This window comes from Corynebacterium tuberculostearicum (assembly GCF_032821615.1).
In the GTDB taxonomy this organism is placed as follows: Bacteria; Actinomycetota; Actinomycetes; order Mycobacteriales; family Mycobacteriaceae; genus Corynebacterium; species Corynebacterium tuberculostearicum_H.
Genome location: NZ_JAVBIF010000012.1, coordinates 19,065 through 34,704 on the forward strand (window position 1 = coordinate 19,065; position 15,640 = coordinate 34,704).

Below are 15,640 nucleotides of genomic sequence, written 5' to 3' on the forward strand. Positions count from 1 at the left end.
AATAAAGATCCTGATTTTTAGAAAGGCCTTGTCAGCTGTGAGTACGCAATTGGGGAAGACCGTCGCCGAGCCAGTAAAGCCAGAGGAGCAGTTGGATTACCACGCTCTGAACGCGATGCTGAATCTCTACGATGCTAACGGCAAGATTCAGTTTGAAAAAGACCGCGAGGCCGCTAACCAATTCTTCCTGCAGCACGTTAATCAAAACACGGTCTACTTCCATGATCTGGAAGAAAAGATCGATTACCTGATTAATAACAAGTACTACGACCCGCAGGTCATCGAGCAGTATGATTTCTCCTTTATTAAGGAGCTGTTCAAGCGCGCTTATTCCTATAAGTTCCGCTTCAAGTCCTTCCTAGGCGCGTATAAGTACTACACCAGCTACACGCTGAAGACCTTTGATGGCCGCCGCTACCTCGAGCGCTTTGAGGACCGCGTGTCCATGACCGCCCTGTTCTTGGCAGACGGCGACGCAGGCTTGGCCGAGCACCTCGTAGACGAGATCATGACCGGTCGCTTCCAGCCGGCTACCCCGACCTTCCTCAACGCCGGCAAGGCCCAGCGCGGCGAGCTCGTTTCCTGCTTCCTGCTGCGCATCGAGGACAATATGGAGTCCATCGGTCGCTCCATCAACTCCGCGCTGCAGCTTTCCAAGCGCGGCGGCGGCGTGGCCCTCCTGCTGTCTAATATCCGCGAGTCCGGTGCACCAATTAAGCACATTGAGAACCAGTCGTCCGGCGTCATCCCCGTGATGAAGCTGCTGGAGGATTCCTTCTCCTACGCCAATCAGCTCGGTGCCCGCCAGGGTGCCGGTGCGGTCTACCTCAACGCGCACCACCCGGACATCATGAACTTCCTGGATACCAAGCGCGAGAACGCGGATGAGAAGATCCGCATTAAGACCCTCTCGTTGGGTATCGTCGTGCCGGATATCACCTTTGAGTTGGCTAAGCGCAATGATGATATGTACCTCTTCTCGCCGTATGACGTCGAGCGCGTCTATGGCAAGGCCTTCGGTGACATCTCCGTCACCGAGCACTATGAGGAGATGGTGGAAGACCCACGCATCCGCAAGAAGAAGATCAACGCCCGCCACTTCTTCCAGACCGTGGCAGAGCTGCAGTTCGAGTCCGGTTACCCGTACATCATGTTCGAGGACACCGTAAACCGCGCGAACCCGGTGAAGACCTCGTGGATCAACATGTCCAACCTGTGCTCGGAGATCCTGCAGGTCAACTCCGCCTCCGAATTCAACGCGGACCTGACCTATGACGAGCTGGGCAGCGATATTTCCTGCAACTTGGGTTCCCTGAATATCGCGATGACCATGGATTCGCCGGACTTTGCCAATACGGTGGAAACCGCCATCCGCGGCCTGACCGCCGTGGCGGATAAGACCTCCATTGACTCCGTGCCGTCCGTGCGCCGTGGTAATGATGAGTCCCACGCCATCGGCTTGGGCCAGATGAACCTGCATGGTTACTTGGGCCGCGAGCACATCGAGTACGGCTCGGAAGAAGGCTTGGACTTCACCAACGCCTACTTCGCGGCCGTGCTGTATGCGGCGCTGCGCGCCTCCAATAAGATTGCCCGCGAGCGCGGCGAGTACTTCACGGAATTCCCGCAGTCCGAGTATGCTTCCGGCGAATTCTTCGACCGCTACGATCCGGAAGAGTTCAAGCCGAAGACCAAGAAGGTGCAGGAGCTTTTCGACGCCTCTTCGATCCACACCCCGTCCGCCCAGGATTGGGAGGACTTGAAGCAGGAAGTGGCTAAGCACGGCCTGTATAACCGCAACCTGCAGGCGGTGCCGCCGACGGGCTCGATTTCCTATATCAATAACTCCACCTCGTCCATCCACCCGATTGCCTCCAAGATCGAGATTCGCAAGGAAGGCAAGATCGGCCGCGTCTACTACCCGGCGCCGCACATGGATAATGACAACTTGGAGTACTTCAAGGACTCCTATGAGATTGGCTACGAGAAGATCGTCGATACTTATGCCGTAGCTACCAAGTATGTGGACCAGGGCCTATCGCTCACGCTCTTCTTCAAGGACACCGCGACCACCCGCGATGTCAACCGCGCGCAGATTTATGCGTGGCGCAAGGGCATTAAGACCTTGTACTACATCCGCCTGCGCCAGATGGCGCTGGAGGGCACCGAGGTCGAGGGCTGCGTATCCTGCATGCTCTAAACCGCAGGTAGGGCGCCTCGCTGCACGTCGTGGGGAAGGACGTGCAGCGAGGCGCTTAGCCGTTTTCTGCCCGGGTGCGGTCGAGAATGGTGCGGGAGGTTTCTTCGGCGGCGTCGGCAAGCCCGGCATTAATGGCGCGGGCCAGCTCCATGTGCAGCTGTGTGGTGCCGCCGATGGGGTCGCGCTTGCGGGATCCAAAAACCGACTTGCCCTTGAGCATCGCCACCAGGGAAGGGGCGAGTGCGGCCAGCATCTCATTGCCGGAGGCCCGCAGGATGAGGGTGTGGAAGCGCAGATCGGTTTCCAATTCTTCGCCCACGCGCGGAGACGGGGTGGATTCCAGCTCGGCCAAGCGCGCGGCGAGGCGCAGCAATTCCGCCCGCTGCTGGGCGGTGGCATTGCCGGCAGCCAGACGTGCGGCCACCGGTTCGATGCCAAGGCGCAGCTCGTTGAGCCGAGCCACTTGCTGCCCGCGCGTTTTATCGTTGTTTAAGCGCCAGCCAATGATCGCCGGGTCATATACCGCCCACTTTTCCATCGGTAGCACCGTGATGCCCACGCGGCGCCCAGAGCTCACCATGCCGAGGTGCTCCAGGGCGCGCATGGCCTCGCGGGCCACAGTGCGGGAGATGCCAAAGCGCTTTTCGACGTCCCCCAGCCGGAACCGCTCGCCCTCCGCGAGGTCTCCGCTCACGATGTCCGCGCCGAGTTGATCCACCACGGAGCCGAGTAGGGGAGGGGTGGCGCTCATGGTGGGTGAATCCTCTCTGTGCGGGCACTCGGTATAGCTGGGATCAGTATAGGCATGAGGCATCCACCACAATGATTTAGAGGGCGGGCGAATTGGGTATGCTGGGGAGCTAAAAGTGTCCGTATTATGTATTGGAGTGACGCCGCGTGTCGCACGAGTACGATGACTACGTTTCTAGTCATGAAAAGCCAGTTAAGGCCATTAACTGGAATAGCATCCCGGATGAAAAGGACCTCGAGGTTTGGGATCGCCTCACCGGTAATTTCTGGCTGCCAGAAAAGGTCCCCGTCTCCAATGACCTTCCTAGCTGGAAGACGCTGACGGAGAAGGAAAAGGAAACCACCATGCGGGTCTTTACCGGCCTGACGCTGCTGGATACCATCCAGGGCACTGTGGGTGCGATTTCCCTCCTTCCGGATTCCCAGACTCTGCATGAGGAAGCGGTCTACACCAATATCGCCTTCATGGAGTCCGTGCACGCCAAGTCTTATTCCAATATCTTTATGACCCTGGCGTCCACGCCGATGATCAACGATGCCTTCCGCTGGTCCGAAGAAAACGAGAACCTGCAGAAGAAGGCCAAGATCATCTTGTCCTACTACAAGGGCGATGATCCGCTGAAGAAGAAGGTGGCCTCCACGCTGCTGGAGTCCTTCCTGTTCTACTCCGGCTTCTACCTGCCGATGTACTTCTCCTCCCGCGCGAAGCTCACCAACACCGCCGATATCATCCGCCTGATCATCCGCGATGAGGCTGTGCATGGCTACTACATTGGTTATAAGTTCCAGCAGGCGTATAAGCAGCTGGATGAAGAGCACCAGGCGGAGCTGAAGGAATACACCTTCGACTTGGTCTATGACCTCTACGACAATGAGATCGACTACACCGAGGATCTCTACGATGACCTGGGCTGGACCGAGGACGTTAAGCGCTTCCTGCGGTACAACGCCAATAAGGCACTGAATAACTTGGGCTTTGAGGGGCTCTTCCCAGCCGATGAGACCCGCGTTTCCCCGGCTATCTTGTCCTCCCTGTCGCCGAACGCCGACGAGAACCATGACTTCTTCTCTGGTTCGGGTTCGTCCTATGTCATCGGCAAGGCTGAGGACACCACGGATGATGACTGGGACTTCTAAGCATTCCCGCTGATCAGCGTGGTCTAGCGGCACACCTTCTGTTCGAACTCAACCGAAAGGTTGATAACGAGCGGGGGTGTGTTTTTGCGTTTTGGGGCCGCACAATTCGGCGCGGCTGTGACATATAGCACGGTGTATTTCGGGCGAAAACCGTAGCCGGAAATAGTGGCCGCGCCACGTGCAGGGGCAATGTGGCAGATGTGGTCAGTGGTGAGGCTTGTCCTTGCGGCGAAGTATTGGGGGAAGCTGGAAAGAACAGGGGAAAATGGCCTAATATAAGGCGAGTAAACCTAGGTGTAGGTGGAGTCTGTCCACAGACACTTTGTTATTCAGGAGGATTTTATGACCGCTGTGGCGCCACGGGTCGACGATTACGTCGCCCCCACACGTCCAGAGCCAACCGGTAACGCGAAGACCGGTTCAAAGGCTTGGGTATTTCTAACCACCACCGACCACAAGCAGCTGGGCATCATGTACTTGATCATGTCCTTCAGCTTCTTCTTCCTCGGTGGCTTTATGGCACTGTTGATCCGCGCGGAGCTGTTCACCCCGGGTCTCCAGTTCTTGTCCAATGAGCAGTTCAACCAGCTGTTCACCATGCACGGCACCGTGATGCTGCTGCTGTTTGCGACCCCAGTTGTGTGGGGCTTTGGTAACTACATCCTGCCGCTGCAGATTGGTGCGCCGGACGTGGCCTTCCCGCGTCTGAACGCCTTCGGCTTCTGGGTTACCCTGCTGGGCGGCACCGTGATGCTGCTGGGCTTCGTTACCCCAGGTGGTGCAGCTGACTTCGGCTGGACCATGTACATGCCGCTGGCTGATGGTGTCCACACCCCGGGCATCGGCGCGGATATGTGGATCGTCGGCGTGGGCGCTACCGGTGTCGGTACCATTGCCTCCGCCGTCAACATGATTACGACCATCCTGACCTTGCGCGCACCGGGCATGACCATGTTCCGTCTGCCGGTTTTCAGCTGGGCTGTGTTTACCGCATCCGCCATCGTGCTCATGATTTTCCCACTGCTGACCGCTGCGGCACTGGGCGTTCTGTATGACCGCAAGCTGGGCGGCCACATCTACGATTCCGCTAATGGCGGCGCCATCCTGTGGCAGCACCTGTTCTGGTTCTTCGGCCACCCTGAGGTTTACGTCCTCGCGCTGCCGTTCTTCGGCGTTGTATCTGAGGTCGTTCCGGTCTTCTCCCGCAAGCCGGTCTTCGGCTACATCGGCCTGGTCTTCGCGCTGCTGGCCATCGGCTCCCTGTCCATGGCTGTGTGGGCACACCACATGTTCGTCACCGGCGCTATCCTGCTGCCGTTCTTCTCCTTCATGACGTTCCTGATTGCGGTTCCAACCGGTGTTAAGTTCTTCAACTGGGTGGGCACCATGTGGAAGGGCCACATCACCTGGGATACCCCGATGATCTTCGCCATGGGCTTCATGGCTACCTTCCTGTTCGGCGGCATGACCGGCGTTATGCTGGCATCCCCGGCCCTGGACTTCCAGCTGGCTGAGTCCTACTTCCTGATTGCGCACTTCCACTACACCCTGTTCGGTACGGTTGTGTTCTCCGCCTTCGCCGGCTTGTACTTCTGGTTCCCGAAGATGACCGGCCGCATGCTGGACGAGCGTCTGGGAAAGATTCACTTCTGGTTGACCTTCATCGGCTTCCACGGCACCTTCCTGGTTCAGCACTGGGTCGGCAACATGGGTATGCCGCGTCGTTACGCTGACTACCTGGAGTCCGATGGCTTCACGGTCTTCAACCAGATTTCCACCATCTTCTCCTTCGTCCTCGGCGCTTCCGTTATCCCGCTGGTGTGGAACGTATTCAAGTCCTGGCGCTATGGCGAGATTGTCACCGTGGATGACCCATGGGGCTACGGCAACTCCCTCGAGTGGGCAACCTCCTGCCCGCCGCCGCGCCACAACTTCGTGTCGCTGCCGCGTATCCGCTCCGAGCGTCCGGCCTTCGAGCTGCACTACCCGCACATGGTTCAGCGCATGCGCGAAGAAGCACACGTGGGTAGCCACTAAAGCGATACAACTCGCTAAAGCACTCCTGACTTAAGCCGCCTCCCAGCCCACCAAGGGCCGTGGGAGGCGGCTTTGGCGTATCTTATTTGCCCCACGTGCGATAATGGGCGGCGTGAGTCCCCAAACTGATACCTATGCCGTCGTTACCACCACTGGGCCGGACAAACCTGGGGTCTCGGCTGCCTTCTTCCGCGTGTTGGCGTCTTATAGCGCCGCGCTTGTCGACGTCGAACAGGCCATCTTTTCCGGCCGTATCACCCTCGCTGCCCATACCCGCATTCCCAGTGCGCGTGCCGAGCAGATTGCACAGGGGTTGCGCAATACCTTGAGCATCTACGGGCAGCAGGTATCCGTGGACGTGCGGGAGGAGGAATCTAGCGCGCGAGCTCGCTCCACGCATGCGGTGGTCCTCATGGGAACGGAAGTAACCGCCCACCACGTAGAGGAGGTCGCCCGCGTATTGGTCAACTTCGATGCCAATATCGATCGCATCCGCGGGCTTTCCACCTCTCCGCTGACCGGACTGGAGCTTTTCTTGTCCCTCCAAGGTTCCGCGGCACCCGTACGCCAGGCGCTGGCAGAGCTGGCACAGCAGATTGGCATCGACATTGCTATCGAACCGGCGGGTCTGGGCCGGCGTTCCAAGCGCCTCGTCTGCTTCGACTGTGATAGCACCCTCATTCAAGGCGAGGTCATCGAGATGCTGGCCGCGCACGCCGGCATAGAGGAAGAGGTCGCCGCCATCACGGCCCGGGCTATGCGCGGCGAATTGGACTTTGAGGAGTCCCTGCGCGAGCGCGTGGCCGTTTTGGCCGGCCTGGATGCTTCCATCCTTGATGAGGTAGCCCGCGAGATACAGCTGACCCCCGGTGCCCGCGAGACTATTGCCACGCTCAACCGCATCGGTTATCGCACCGCTGTGGTCTCGGGCGGGTTCATCCAAGTCCTAGAGGGCCTAGCCGCAGAAATGCACTTGGACTACGTCCGCGCCAATACTTTGGAGATCGCCGATGGCAAGCTCACCGGCCGCATAACCGGCAAGGTGGTTGACCGCAAGGCCAAGGAGGAATTCCTGCGGGAGTTCGCCGCGGATTCCGGAGTGGGCATGCGCCAGACGGTTGCCGTGGGCGACGGGGCCAATGACATCGATATGATTACCGCCGCGGGGTTGGGGATTGCCTTTAACGCTAAGCCGGCGCTGCAAGAAGTGGCGGATACCTCGGTAAATCACCGGCGGCTGGATGAAGTACTACAGATTTTGGGAATTCCGGCCGAGGAGGTTGTTCGTGGATAAGTTTGAAATCGCCCACCAGCGCTTGGTAGAGGCTTGTGACTCGCGCTCGTGGCGCGATGACCCAGAAAACCCTGACGAGCCCGCCACCATCCAAGCGATGCAGATTGCGCTTAACCTGCCAAAGCAGGAGCCGCCGGCGCGCACGGAAGTGCTGGAGGCGGCCGCTCGCGCCGTTGTGGCCGTGTGCTTGGACGAGCGCGCGGGGGAGGACGGGGCCTTCGCCCACGCCCTGGGACAGTGGTATGGCCACCGCATCCGCAAAATCGCCCGCCGGGCGCGCAATAAGGCCTGGCGCGATGTGCAGAGCCTGCCGGGCGTGACTGTGGCGGACCGTGCCCGGGCCTTCGCGCCTTCGGCCGTGGGGGAGGTGGATCCGCTCATCGGCAAGCTGCAGATCGGGCACACTGAGCTTGCCTATGATGAGCCGGGAGCCCCGCTTGGCGACGCCCCCGTCATCTACGTCGACCGCAGCCTCGACATGTCTGCCGGCAAGGCCGCAGCGCAGGTGGGCCACGGTTCGATGATGCTCGCCGCGGCGATGTCGGTGGACGAGGCCCGTGCCTGGGCCGATACCGGTTTTGAGCTTTCGGTGCGCGAGGTGTCCGGCGAAGATTTTCGCACGGCCTGCGCGCAGGATGGCGCCGTGGTCATCGTGGACGCCGGGTTTACGGAGATTGCGCCGGACTCGGCTACCGTGTGCGCCCTGCGGCGACCAATCGCTTAAGCGCGCCGCGCACCGTATCCGCGTCGGTGGTCTGCCAAAAGCGTGGCATGGAGGCCTTGAGGAAGCTGCCGTAGCGCTTATACTCCAAGCGGTTATCGAGTACGGCCACCACGCCGCGGTCGGTCACGTGGCGCAGCAGGCGGCCTGCGCCCTGTGCCATGAGCAAGGCGGCGTGGTTGGCGGAGACCTCCATGAACCCGGAGCGGCCCGCAGCATCGGCCGCTTGGGCGCGCGCCTGCATCAGGGGATCGTCCGGCCGGGGGAACGGAATGCGGTCGATGATGACCAGCGAACAGGCCGGCCCCGGCACGTCCACGCCTTGCCATAGGGTAAGCGTGCCGAAGAGGCAGGAGTTTTCCTTTTGGGAGAATTTCTCTACCAGGGCGCCGATGGAATCCTCGCCTTGCACGAAGAGGTCAAAGGGGATGCGCGGCTTGAGGGCGGTGGCCGCCTCTTCCGCCGCGCGGCGGGAGGAAAACAGACCAAGCGTGCGCCCGCCGGCGGCCATAATGAGCTCGTAGATCTCATCGATGGTTTCTTTGGGCAGGCCGTCGCGGCCCGGCGTGGGTAGGTGTTTGGCGGTATACAGGATGCCGGATTTGGCTGGGTCGAAAGGCGTGCCCGCGTCCAAGGTGTCGTAGGTGCCGCTCGGCATGCCCCACTGGGCGGCCATGGCATCGAAGCGGCCGCCGAGGGCGAGGGTGGCTGAGGTCAGCACCACCGTCTGCTCCCCAAAGAGGTTTTCGCGCAGCATGTGGGCGATGGAGAGGGGCGCCACGGCGAGGGTCTCGGCGTCGCTGCGCGGATCGCGCTCGAGCCAGACGACGTCGTCTTGCTTGGCCGGGTCATCGGTGGCGAAAACCTCCAGCATGCGCGCTACGGCCTGCGCGAGGTCGGAAAGGTGGTTGCTCAAGTTTTGGCGCTCGGCGTTTTTCTCTGGGTCGTCGGTCGCTTCGCCTTCTGGTGCGCGAGAAATGAGGGACTTAACCCGCAGGAATTCGTCGGCAAGCGCGCGCAGATGCCCCTGGGAGGTTTCATCCAAGTCGGTCCAACGGCCGGGCTCTTGGATTTTCATCAGGTCATCAAATTCCTCGGCCAAGTCCGAGAGGCTGCCGGCATTTCCCAGCGACTTCGCGCGGTTGGCGGCCATCTTGATGGCGCGGGTAGTAATCTCCGCGGTGGACACGGAGGTGATGCGGCCGTCGAGCTCGTGAGCCTCATCGATAATGGCGACGTCGTGCTCCGGCAAGATATTTGCTTCAGAAACCGCGTCGATGGCGAGCATGGCGTGGTTGGTGACCACGATATCGACGTCGGCAGCCGCCCTGCGAGCCTCTTCCGCAAAGCAATCCGGCCCGTGCGGGCAGCGCGAAGCACCTAAGCACTCGTTGGAGGTTACCGATACCGCCCGCCACACTAAGTCCGGCACGCCCGGCTCTAGGTCATCGCGGTCACCGGTGTCGGTTTCCTGCGCCCACTCGTGGATACGGCGCACGGCCTTGCCGCGGTGGGAGATCTCGGATTCGTCGATAAGAGCTTCCGGGTCATCCGGGGTAGCCGCAATCTTATTCATGCACAGGTAGTTATTTCGGCCCTTCATGATGGCGAAGGTGGGCGTACGCTCCATCACAGGGGCGAGGGCCTTAGTAAGCCGCGGCAGATCGCGCTCCACCAGCTGGCGCTGCAAGGCTAGGGTCGCGGTGGAGACGATGACGGTGGACCCCGAGTTCATCGCATGCCGGATAGCCGGGACCAAGTAGGCCAGCGATTTACCGGTACCGGTACCGGCCTGCACTGCCAGGTGGCGCTCCTTTTCGAGCGCGGCCGAGACGGCCGTGGCCATGCGCACCTGGCCTTCGCGCCGGCTGCCGCCCAGCGCATCAACGGCTTTTCCCAGCAGCGTTTCCGTGTCGAGGTTTAGGGGCTCATCTGCGTGCTCACTCACCCCACACAGTCTAGCGGCCTACTTTTTAAAGCCCACCATCCGCGTGGGCACGGCCGCTTCATCGCGGGAGAGCGCCAGGCCTTCCCATGGCAGGGTCTTGCGGGCCTGATCCAAATACTCGCGGGAGGCATGCAGATCAGGCAGCCCGTCGACGATGTGGCCATCGCGCATGAGCGGAATGGTCATCTCGCGGGTATCGAGCTGGCCGGTATCCGGCGCTGGTGCGTCGAAGGGGTAGACGATCTCTTCTACCGCCACACCTGAGGAACGGTAGGTGCGCAGCGCACGCTTGGCACCGCCGACGGATTGCTTGGAGGAAGAGCGCTTTGCCACCGGGATGCCGTCTACCTCTACGACCTTGTAGACCATGCCCGCGGTGGGCGCGCCGGAGCCGGTTACTACGGACGTGCCGACGCCGTAGGCGTCTACTGGATCGCCGCGCAGGCCAGCGATGGCGAACTCGTCGAGGTCGGAGGAGACCACGATATTGGTGTTGTGATTGCCCAAATCATCCAGCTGCTTGCGCACGCGGCGGGTGAGCGCACCAAGGTCACCGGAATCGATGCGAACGCCGCCGAGCTTCGGTCCGCCTACCTTCACTGCGGTCTCGACGCCCTTGGTGATGTCATAGGTATCGACCAACAGCGTGGTGTCCACACCGAGGGTGTCGATCTGGGAGCGGAAGGCGGCCTCTTCGTTCGGGGTGCCATCCGGGTTGGTATGCGCCAAGGTCCAAGAGTGGGCGGCAGTGCCGGAGACCGGAATGCCGTAGCGGTAGCCCGCCTCCAGGTTGGAGGTGGCATTGAAGCCGGCCAGGTAGGCCGCGCGGGCGGAGGTTACCGCCGCATACTCGTGGGTGCGGCGCGAGCCCATCTCGATAATGGGGCGGCCGTCGGCCGCCGTGACCATGCGGGAGGCGGCCGAAGCCACCGCGGAATCGGCGTTCATGATGGACAAGATGACGGTCTCCAAAATCAAGCATTCCCCAAAGGTGCCGCGCACCGTCAGAATGGGGGAGTTGGGGAAATAAAGCTCGCCCTCGCGGTAGCCGTCAATCTGCCCGGAAAAGCGATAGTGGCGCAGATACTCCTTGGTCTGCTCATCCAGGAAGTCCATCTCCGCTAACTGATTGGCCGAAAAGCGGAAATCCTCCACTGCGCGCAGGACGCGTTCGGTGCCGGCAACGACGCCATAGCGGCGCTCATTGGGCAGGCGGCGGCCGAACACCTCGCAGGTGACCTGGCGGTTTGCCGAGCCATCGCGCAGCGCGGCCTGGAGCATCGTTAGCTCATATTTATCCGTGAGCAGTGCAGTAGAGCGATCATTAGGGATAGCTTTGTCATTCACGGGAGTGATAATACCCACTGACTAGGTGCTTTTCAGGGGTTTAGATTCTTTGGCGCCGGAATGTTTGAAGCCAGATTGCGCGGGCCCACAATAAATTCCCAAATATGGTTAGGCTAGAGGGCATGAAGGCGCAATTTCCTGTAGTCCGGATGAGCTCTCCCATGGCTACGCCCGAATTGGATGAAGAACTCGACGTAGACGTAGCCACGAGCGAGAACCTGCCGTGGATGTGCATCGTGTGGGATGACCCCGTCAATCTGATGAGCTATGTGTCCTATGTATTCCAAACCGTATTGGGCTATGACAAGAAGCGGGCCAATGAACTCATGATGCAGGTCCACACCGAGGGCAAAGCGGCCGTGTCCAGCGGCGAGCGCGACAAGATTGAAGCGGACGTGAAAAAGCTCCAGATCGCCGGTCTGTGGGCAACGATGCAGCAGGCAGGTTAAATAGATGCAACCGTGGAAGAAAAAGAAGTCCCTCATGCGCGCGCCGAAGATCACGGCCGTATTCGAACCAATGGAGCGCGAAGTACTGGGCGATCTCACTGCCACCGTCTCCGAGGCGATCATTAAGCGCGCCCAGTCCGCGCCTAAGGACGAGCTGGCAGAGATGCTGGACATGCCCACCGGCCACACCGAGGCCCCAGACGATCCCTCACTGGCCCGTCTCTTCCCGGACTTTGAAATGCCCGGTGATGAGGAATATGAAGGCGATGCCTCGCTGCTGCGTTCCCTGCATGAAAACGACATTGCGCGCGCCAAGCTGGAAAACCTGCAAGTAATTGGCGCCGCCCTCGGCCCTACCGGTGGGGTAGAGGTCACTATCAACGAGCAAGAGGCCCAAGCCTTCGTCGCCGGCCTCAACGACCTCCGCCTCTTTGTCGCGGCGGGCGATGTGGCCGATAACAACCTGATGTCTGACCGCGATAGCCTCGTGGAATGGCTGGCTTTTTGCCAGGATTCGCTGCTGCAGGTGCTGATGGACTAATGCTGGACGGCATGAGCATCGGGCACTATAGCGGCACCGATACCGGAGTCACAGTGCTCTACTGCGGGCCCGGCGGAGCGCTCGGCAGCGTCGACGTGCGCGGCGGCGGCCCAGGCACCCGCGAAACGGACCTTTTACAGCCGCATAATACGGTCGAGCGCGTCCACGCCGTGGTGCTGGCAGGTGGCTCCGCCTTTGGCCTAGCCGCTGCCGACGGCGTGATGAATGAGCTGGCAGAGCAAGGGATCGGCTTTCCCGTCTTCGGCGAGGATAAGCCCGGGCCGCGCGTTCCCATCGTTCCCGGCGCCGTCATTTTTGATCTGCTGGTCGGACCTTCCCGTCCTGGGCCGGAGGAAGGCGCAGCCGCGCTGCGAGCCGCGCTCATAGGCAGCGACGAATCAATGGGTTCGGTGGGAGCCGGCGTGGGTGCTACCGCGGGCAAGCTGCGGGGCGGCTTCGGGCTGGCCACGCGCCGGGTTCGTGACTACGAGGTCAGTGCCGCGATGGTTGCCAACCCCGTGGGCGAGGTCATCGAGCCGCAGTCCGGCCGGCTGTACGGCGCGCCGGGGCGCACCCCGGTCAATGCTGCCGCCTACCGCGCCTTGCCGCACCCAGCGGAGTCCAAGCTCAATACCACCATCGGCGCCGTGCTTACCGACGCCCCCGTTACCACCGCCCAAGCCCAGCGCCTGGCCATGACTGCCCACGATGGCATCGCCCGTGCGGTACGTCCTGCGCATTCGCCACTGGATGGGGACACGATCTTTGCCCTGTCCACCGCCAAGCGCCCAGCCGAACTGAGCACGCAGGTGGTGACCCAGCTGTGCGCCGCGGCCGCCGATGCCGTGGAAGAAGCCATCGTCAACGCGGTCACCGCCGCCGACCCCGGCCTAGGCTTGAGCGCGTACCGCGATCTGCTGGACTAAGATAAGGCGCATTATGACTTCAGGTGGAACATCTAACTACCAGCCGGCGCCCACGGGCCAGGTCAATCGCGGCGATTCCAAGAACTACACCCGCAGTGGCCGCATCACCACCGGCTTTTCCATAGCCATTGGCTTTCTCGTGGTGGAATGGGCGGTCCACATCATCAACGCCTTCTTGTTTGGCGGCCAGCTTTCTAATTACGGCATTCGCCCGCTGGATTTCAATGGCATCTGGGGCATTGTCACCGCCCCGCTGCTGCACGCGAACTTTGAGCACTTGATGTCCAACTCGGTGCCCGGCGCCATCTTCTGCTTCCTCATCGGTCTGTCCGGCCGCAAGGCTTGGTGGGAGGTCACGCTGATCACCACGCTGGTCGCGGGCCTTGGAACCTGGTTTATCGGCGGCCCCGGTACCTCCCATATCGGTGCCTCCAGCTTGGTCTATGGCTGGCTGGCATATCTGATTGTGCGCGGAATTTTTAACCGTTCGCTCATCCAGACCATATTGGGCATCGTGCTCGGCTTCGCCTACTCCGGCTTGGTATGGGGCGTGTTGCCCGTCTACGAGGGCGTGAGCTGGCAGGGCCACCTCTTCGGCGCCATTGGCGGAATCCTCGCCGGCATGACCATTACCTCGGACGACCCGGTTAAGGCAGTGAAGCGCTAATGCCAACTGCGACCTCTCCCATCGGCATCTTTGATTCCGGCGTGGGCGGGCTCACCGTAGCACGCGCGGTGATGGAACAGCTGCCGCACGAATCCGTCATCTATACCGGCGATACCGCGCACAGCCCTTATGGCCCGCGGCCCATCTCGGAAGTCCGCGCCTTTTCCCAAGACGTGGCCGATCGGCTGGTGGAGCGCGGCTGCAAAATGCTGGTCATTGCCTGCAATACCGCCACCGCCGCCTTCTTGCACGATGCGCGCGAGCGCTACGATATCCCCATCGTGGAGGTCATCCGGCCCGCGGTGCGCCGCGCCATGTCCACCACGCGCAACGGAAAAATCGGCGTCATCGGCACTGAAGGCACCATCAAGTCTGGCGCCTATCAAGACTTATTCGCACTCAACCCCAAGGTGCAGGCCTTTGCCACCGCCTGCCCGGATTTTGTTCCCTTTGTCGAGCGGGGCATTACCGCCGGCCGCCAAATCCTCGGCGTCGCCGAGGGCTACCTGGCCCCGCTGCAGGCACAAGGGGTAGACACCCTGGTCTTGGGCTGCACGCACTATCCGCTGCTGACCGGCATTATCCAGCTGGCGATGGGCGATAATGTTTCTTTGGTGACCTCCTCGGAGGAAACCACCAAGGATGTGATGCGGATTCTCACGGAAACGGATATGTTGGCCCCCGCAGATACTCAGCCGGTCCACACTTTTGAATCCACCGGCGATCCGGAAGCCTTTGCCCGCCTTGCCACGCGCTTTCTCGGCCCCCAGATTGCATAAGGAAGTGCAATTTCTCCCCCGTTTGCACGTTGAGTACGCATGTGGGGCGAATTCATGGAACTATTGAGCCCATGAAGCTGACCATCCTAGGCTGCTCCGGTAGCGTCCCCACCGCCCAGAATCCCGCCTCTGGCTACTTGCTGTCCTTCGATAATGCGCCGTCCATCGTCCTCGACATGGGCCCCGGTACTTTGGCGCAGCTGGAACAGCAGCAGGATCCTTGTGATGCGCACGTGGCCTTTAGCCATCTGCATGCCGATCACTGCCTGGATTTTCCTTCCCTGATGGTGTGGCGCCGCTTCCATCCCACGGCGCCGGCGGCTTCGCGCAATATGTGCTTCGGGCCGAAGGCTACGCCTACGCATCTGGGCCGCCTGTCCTCCGATGAGGTCGATGGCATCGATGACATGTCCGATACCTTCGCCTTTAGCGCCTGGGAGCCGGGCGAGCGCCAGCTCGTGGACGATGTCTATATCACCCCCTTCCCGGTAAATCACCCGGTAGAGGCCTATGCCTTGCGCGTGGAGCATACGAAGACGGGCCAGACCATTACCTATTCCGGTGACTCTTCTTATACGCCCGCGCTTGTCGAAGCCGCCCGTGGCGCCGATATCTTCCTCTGCGAGGCGGCCTGGGGCGAGACCTCGGAGGGCAAGGCGCCGGACATGCACATGTCGGGCGCGGAAGCCGGTAGGGCGGCACGCGAGGCGGGTGTGAGCAAGCTGGTGCTCATCCACATTCAACCGTGGGGCGATGCGCAAGCAACTTTGGAGGCAGCCCGCTCCGAATTCGATGGAGAGATTGTCCTCGGCGCCGCGGGGATGGAGTTCTAAGATACGCTGGA

14 protein-coding genes are annotated in these 15,640 nt (G+C 61.1%); 11 read left to right on the top strand and 3 right to left on the bottom strand.

The features are described 5' to 3' along the window. Window positions 1-37: 37 nt before the first annotated feature. Window positions 38-2,200, top strand: coding sequence for a class 1b ribonucleoside-diphosphate reductase subunit alpha (gene nrdE / locus RAE09_RS08875; protein ID WP_316981499.1), 2,163 nt, complete (start codon window positions 38-40; stop codon window positions 2,198-2,200). Between the two features lie 55 nt (window positions 2,201-2,255). Here nrdE and RAE09_RS08880 read toward each other — a convergent pair whose 3' ends face one another. Continuing rightward, window positions 2,256-2,951 (bottom strand): FadR/GntR family transcriptional regulator, encoded by a 696-nt coding sequence (locus RAE09_RS08880; RefSeq protein ID WP_316981500.1) that lies wholly within the window; start codon window positions 2,949-2,951, stop codon window positions 2,256-2,258. A 146-nt stretch (window positions 2,952-3,097) separates the two neighbouring features. Here RAE09_RS08880 and nrdF point away from each other — a divergent pair, with 146 nt between their 5' ends. The 4 genes from nrdF (at window position 3,098) to RAE09_RS08900 (ending at window position 8,142) form a co-directional block, all read left to right on the top strand. Further along, entirely contained in the window at window positions 3,098-4,087 is a 990-nt protein-coding gene (nrdF, locus tag RAE09_RS08885; RefSeq protein WP_005323941.1) for a class 1b ribonucleoside-diphosphate reductase subunit beta, read from the top strand. Window positions 4,088-4,429: 342 nt separating this feature from the next. Continuing rightward, entirely contained in the window at window positions 4,430-6,124 is a 1,695-nt protein-coding gene (ctaD, locus tag RAE09_RS08890) for an aa3-type cytochrome oxidase subunit I (RefSeq protein ID WP_316981501.1), read from the top strand. Between the two features lie 103 nt (window positions 6,125-6,227). Next, a complete protein-coding gene (serB, locus tag RAE09_RS08895; protein WP_316981502.1) occupies window positions 6,228-7,418 on the top strand; it encodes a phosphoserine phosphatase SerB in 1,191 nt (396 codons plus the stop codon). Next, window positions 7,411-8,142: an aminoacyl-tRNA hydrolase gene (locus RAE09_RS08900; protein ID WP_316981503.1), complete on the top strand. Its 732-nt coding sequence runs from the start codon at window positions 7,411-7,413 to the stop codon at window positions 8,140-8,142. Before serB ends, RAE09_RS08900 begins: the two co-directional genes overlap by 8 nt. On the opposite strand, the gene RAE09_RS08905 is transcribed toward RAE09_RS08900, so the two are convergent. Continuing rightward, window positions 8,108-10,087 (bottom strand): ATP-dependent DNA helicase, encoded by a 1,980-nt coding sequence (locus RAE09_RS08905; protein WP_250409257.1) that lies wholly within the window; start codon window positions 10,085-10,087, stop codon window positions 8,108-8,110. The two genes, RAE09_RS08900 and RAE09_RS08905, sit on opposite strands and share 35 nt — an antisense overlap. A gap of 18 nt (window positions 10,088-10,105) precedes the next feature. Then, window positions 10,106-11,434, bottom strand: coding sequence for a nicotinate phosphoribosyltransferase (locus RAE09_RS08910; protein ID WP_316981504.1), 1,329 nt, complete (start codon window positions 11,432-11,434; stop codon window positions 10,106-10,108). A gap of 122 nt (window positions 11,435-11,556) precedes the next feature. Between RAE09_RS08910 and clpS the strand changes: the two genes are divergently transcribed. From clpS to RAE09_RS08940, 6 genes are all read left to right on the top strand, one after another. After that, the gene (gene clpS / locus RAE09_RS08915; protein WP_005323948.1) at window positions 11,557-11,883 is read left to right on the top strand and encodes an ATP-dependent Clp protease adapter ClpS; all 327 of its coding nucleotides are present in this window, start codon (window positions 11,557-11,559) and stop codon (window positions 11,881-11,883) included. Window positions 11,884-11,887: 4 nt separating this feature from the next. Next, the gene (locus RAE09_RS08920) at window positions 11,888-12,424 is read left to right on the top strand and encodes a DUF2017 domain-containing protein (RefSeq protein ID WP_316981505.1); all 537 of its coding nucleotides are present in this window, start codon (window positions 11,888-11,890) and stop codon (window positions 12,422-12,424) included. Continuing rightward, window positions 12,424-13,350 carry a P1 family peptidase gene (locus RAE09_RS08925; RefSeq protein WP_316981523.1) on the top strand — a complete coding sequence of 309 codons (927 nt, stop codon included), beginning with the start codon at window positions 12,424-12,426 and terminating at the stop codon, window positions 13,348-13,350. Before RAE09_RS08920 ends, RAE09_RS08925 begins: the two co-directional genes overlap by 1 nt. A gap of 13 nt (window positions 13,351-13,363) precedes the next feature. Next, window positions 13,364-14,017 (top strand): rhomboid family intramembrane serine protease, encoded by a 654-nt coding sequence (locus RAE09_RS08930; RefSeq protein WP_250409258.1) that lies wholly within the window; start codon window positions 13,364-13,366, stop codon window positions 14,015-14,017. Continuing rightward, window positions 14,017-14,796 (top strand): glutamate racemase, encoded by a 780-nt coding sequence (murI, locus tag RAE09_RS08935; RefSeq protein WP_316981506.1) that lies wholly within the window; start codon window positions 14,017-14,019, stop codon window positions 14,794-14,796. The genes RAE09_RS08930 and murI overlap by 1 nt, the downstream gene beginning before the upstream one ends. Before the next feature lie 71 nt (window positions 14,797-14,867). Then, window positions 14,868-15,629 (top strand): MBL fold metallo-hydrolase, encoded by a 762-nt coding sequence (locus tag RAE09_RS08940; RefSeq protein ID WP_239194593.1) that lies wholly within the window; start codon window positions 14,868-14,870, stop codon window positions 15,627-15,629. The last annotated feature ends 11 nt before the right edge of the window (window positions 15,630-15,640 follow it).

Bases quoted from the DNA above. Each gene is read 5' to 3' on its own strand.
- RAE09_RS08930 (WP_250409258.1), top strand. From the start codon at position 13,364: ATGACTTCAGGTGGAACATCTAACTACCAGCCGGCGCCCACGGGCCAG.
- clpS (WP_005323948.1), top strand. From the start codon at position 11,557: ATGAAGGCGCAATTTCCTGTAGTCCGGATGAGCTCTCCCATGGCTACG.
- RAE09_RS08925 (WP_316981523.1), top strand. From the start codon at position 12,424: ATGCTGGACGGCATGAGCATCGGGCACTATAGCGGCACCGATACCGGA.
- RAE09_RS08880 (WP_316981500.1), bottom strand. From the start codon at position 2,951: ATGAGCGCCACCCCTCCCCTACTCGGCTCCGTGGTGGATCAACTCGGC.
- serB (WP_316981502.1), top strand. From the start codon at position 6,228: ATGGGCGGCGTGAGTCCCCAAACTGATACCTATGCCGTCGTTACCACC.
- ctaD (WP_316981501.1), top strand. From the start codon at position 4,430: ATGACCGCTGTGGCGCCACGGGTCGACGATTACGTCGCCCCCACACGT.
- RAE09_RS08920 (WP_316981505.1), top strand. From the start codon at position 11,888: ATGCAACCGTGGAAGAAAAAGAAGTCCCTCATGCGCGCGCCGAAGATC.
- RAE09_RS08940 (WP_239194593.1), top strand. From the start codon at position 14,868: ATGAAGCTGACCATCCTAGGCTGCTCCGGTAGCGTCCCCACCGCCCAG.
- murI (WP_316981506.1), top strand. From the start codon at position 14,017: ATGCCAACTGCGACCTCTCCCATCGGCATCTTTGATTCCGGCGTGGGC.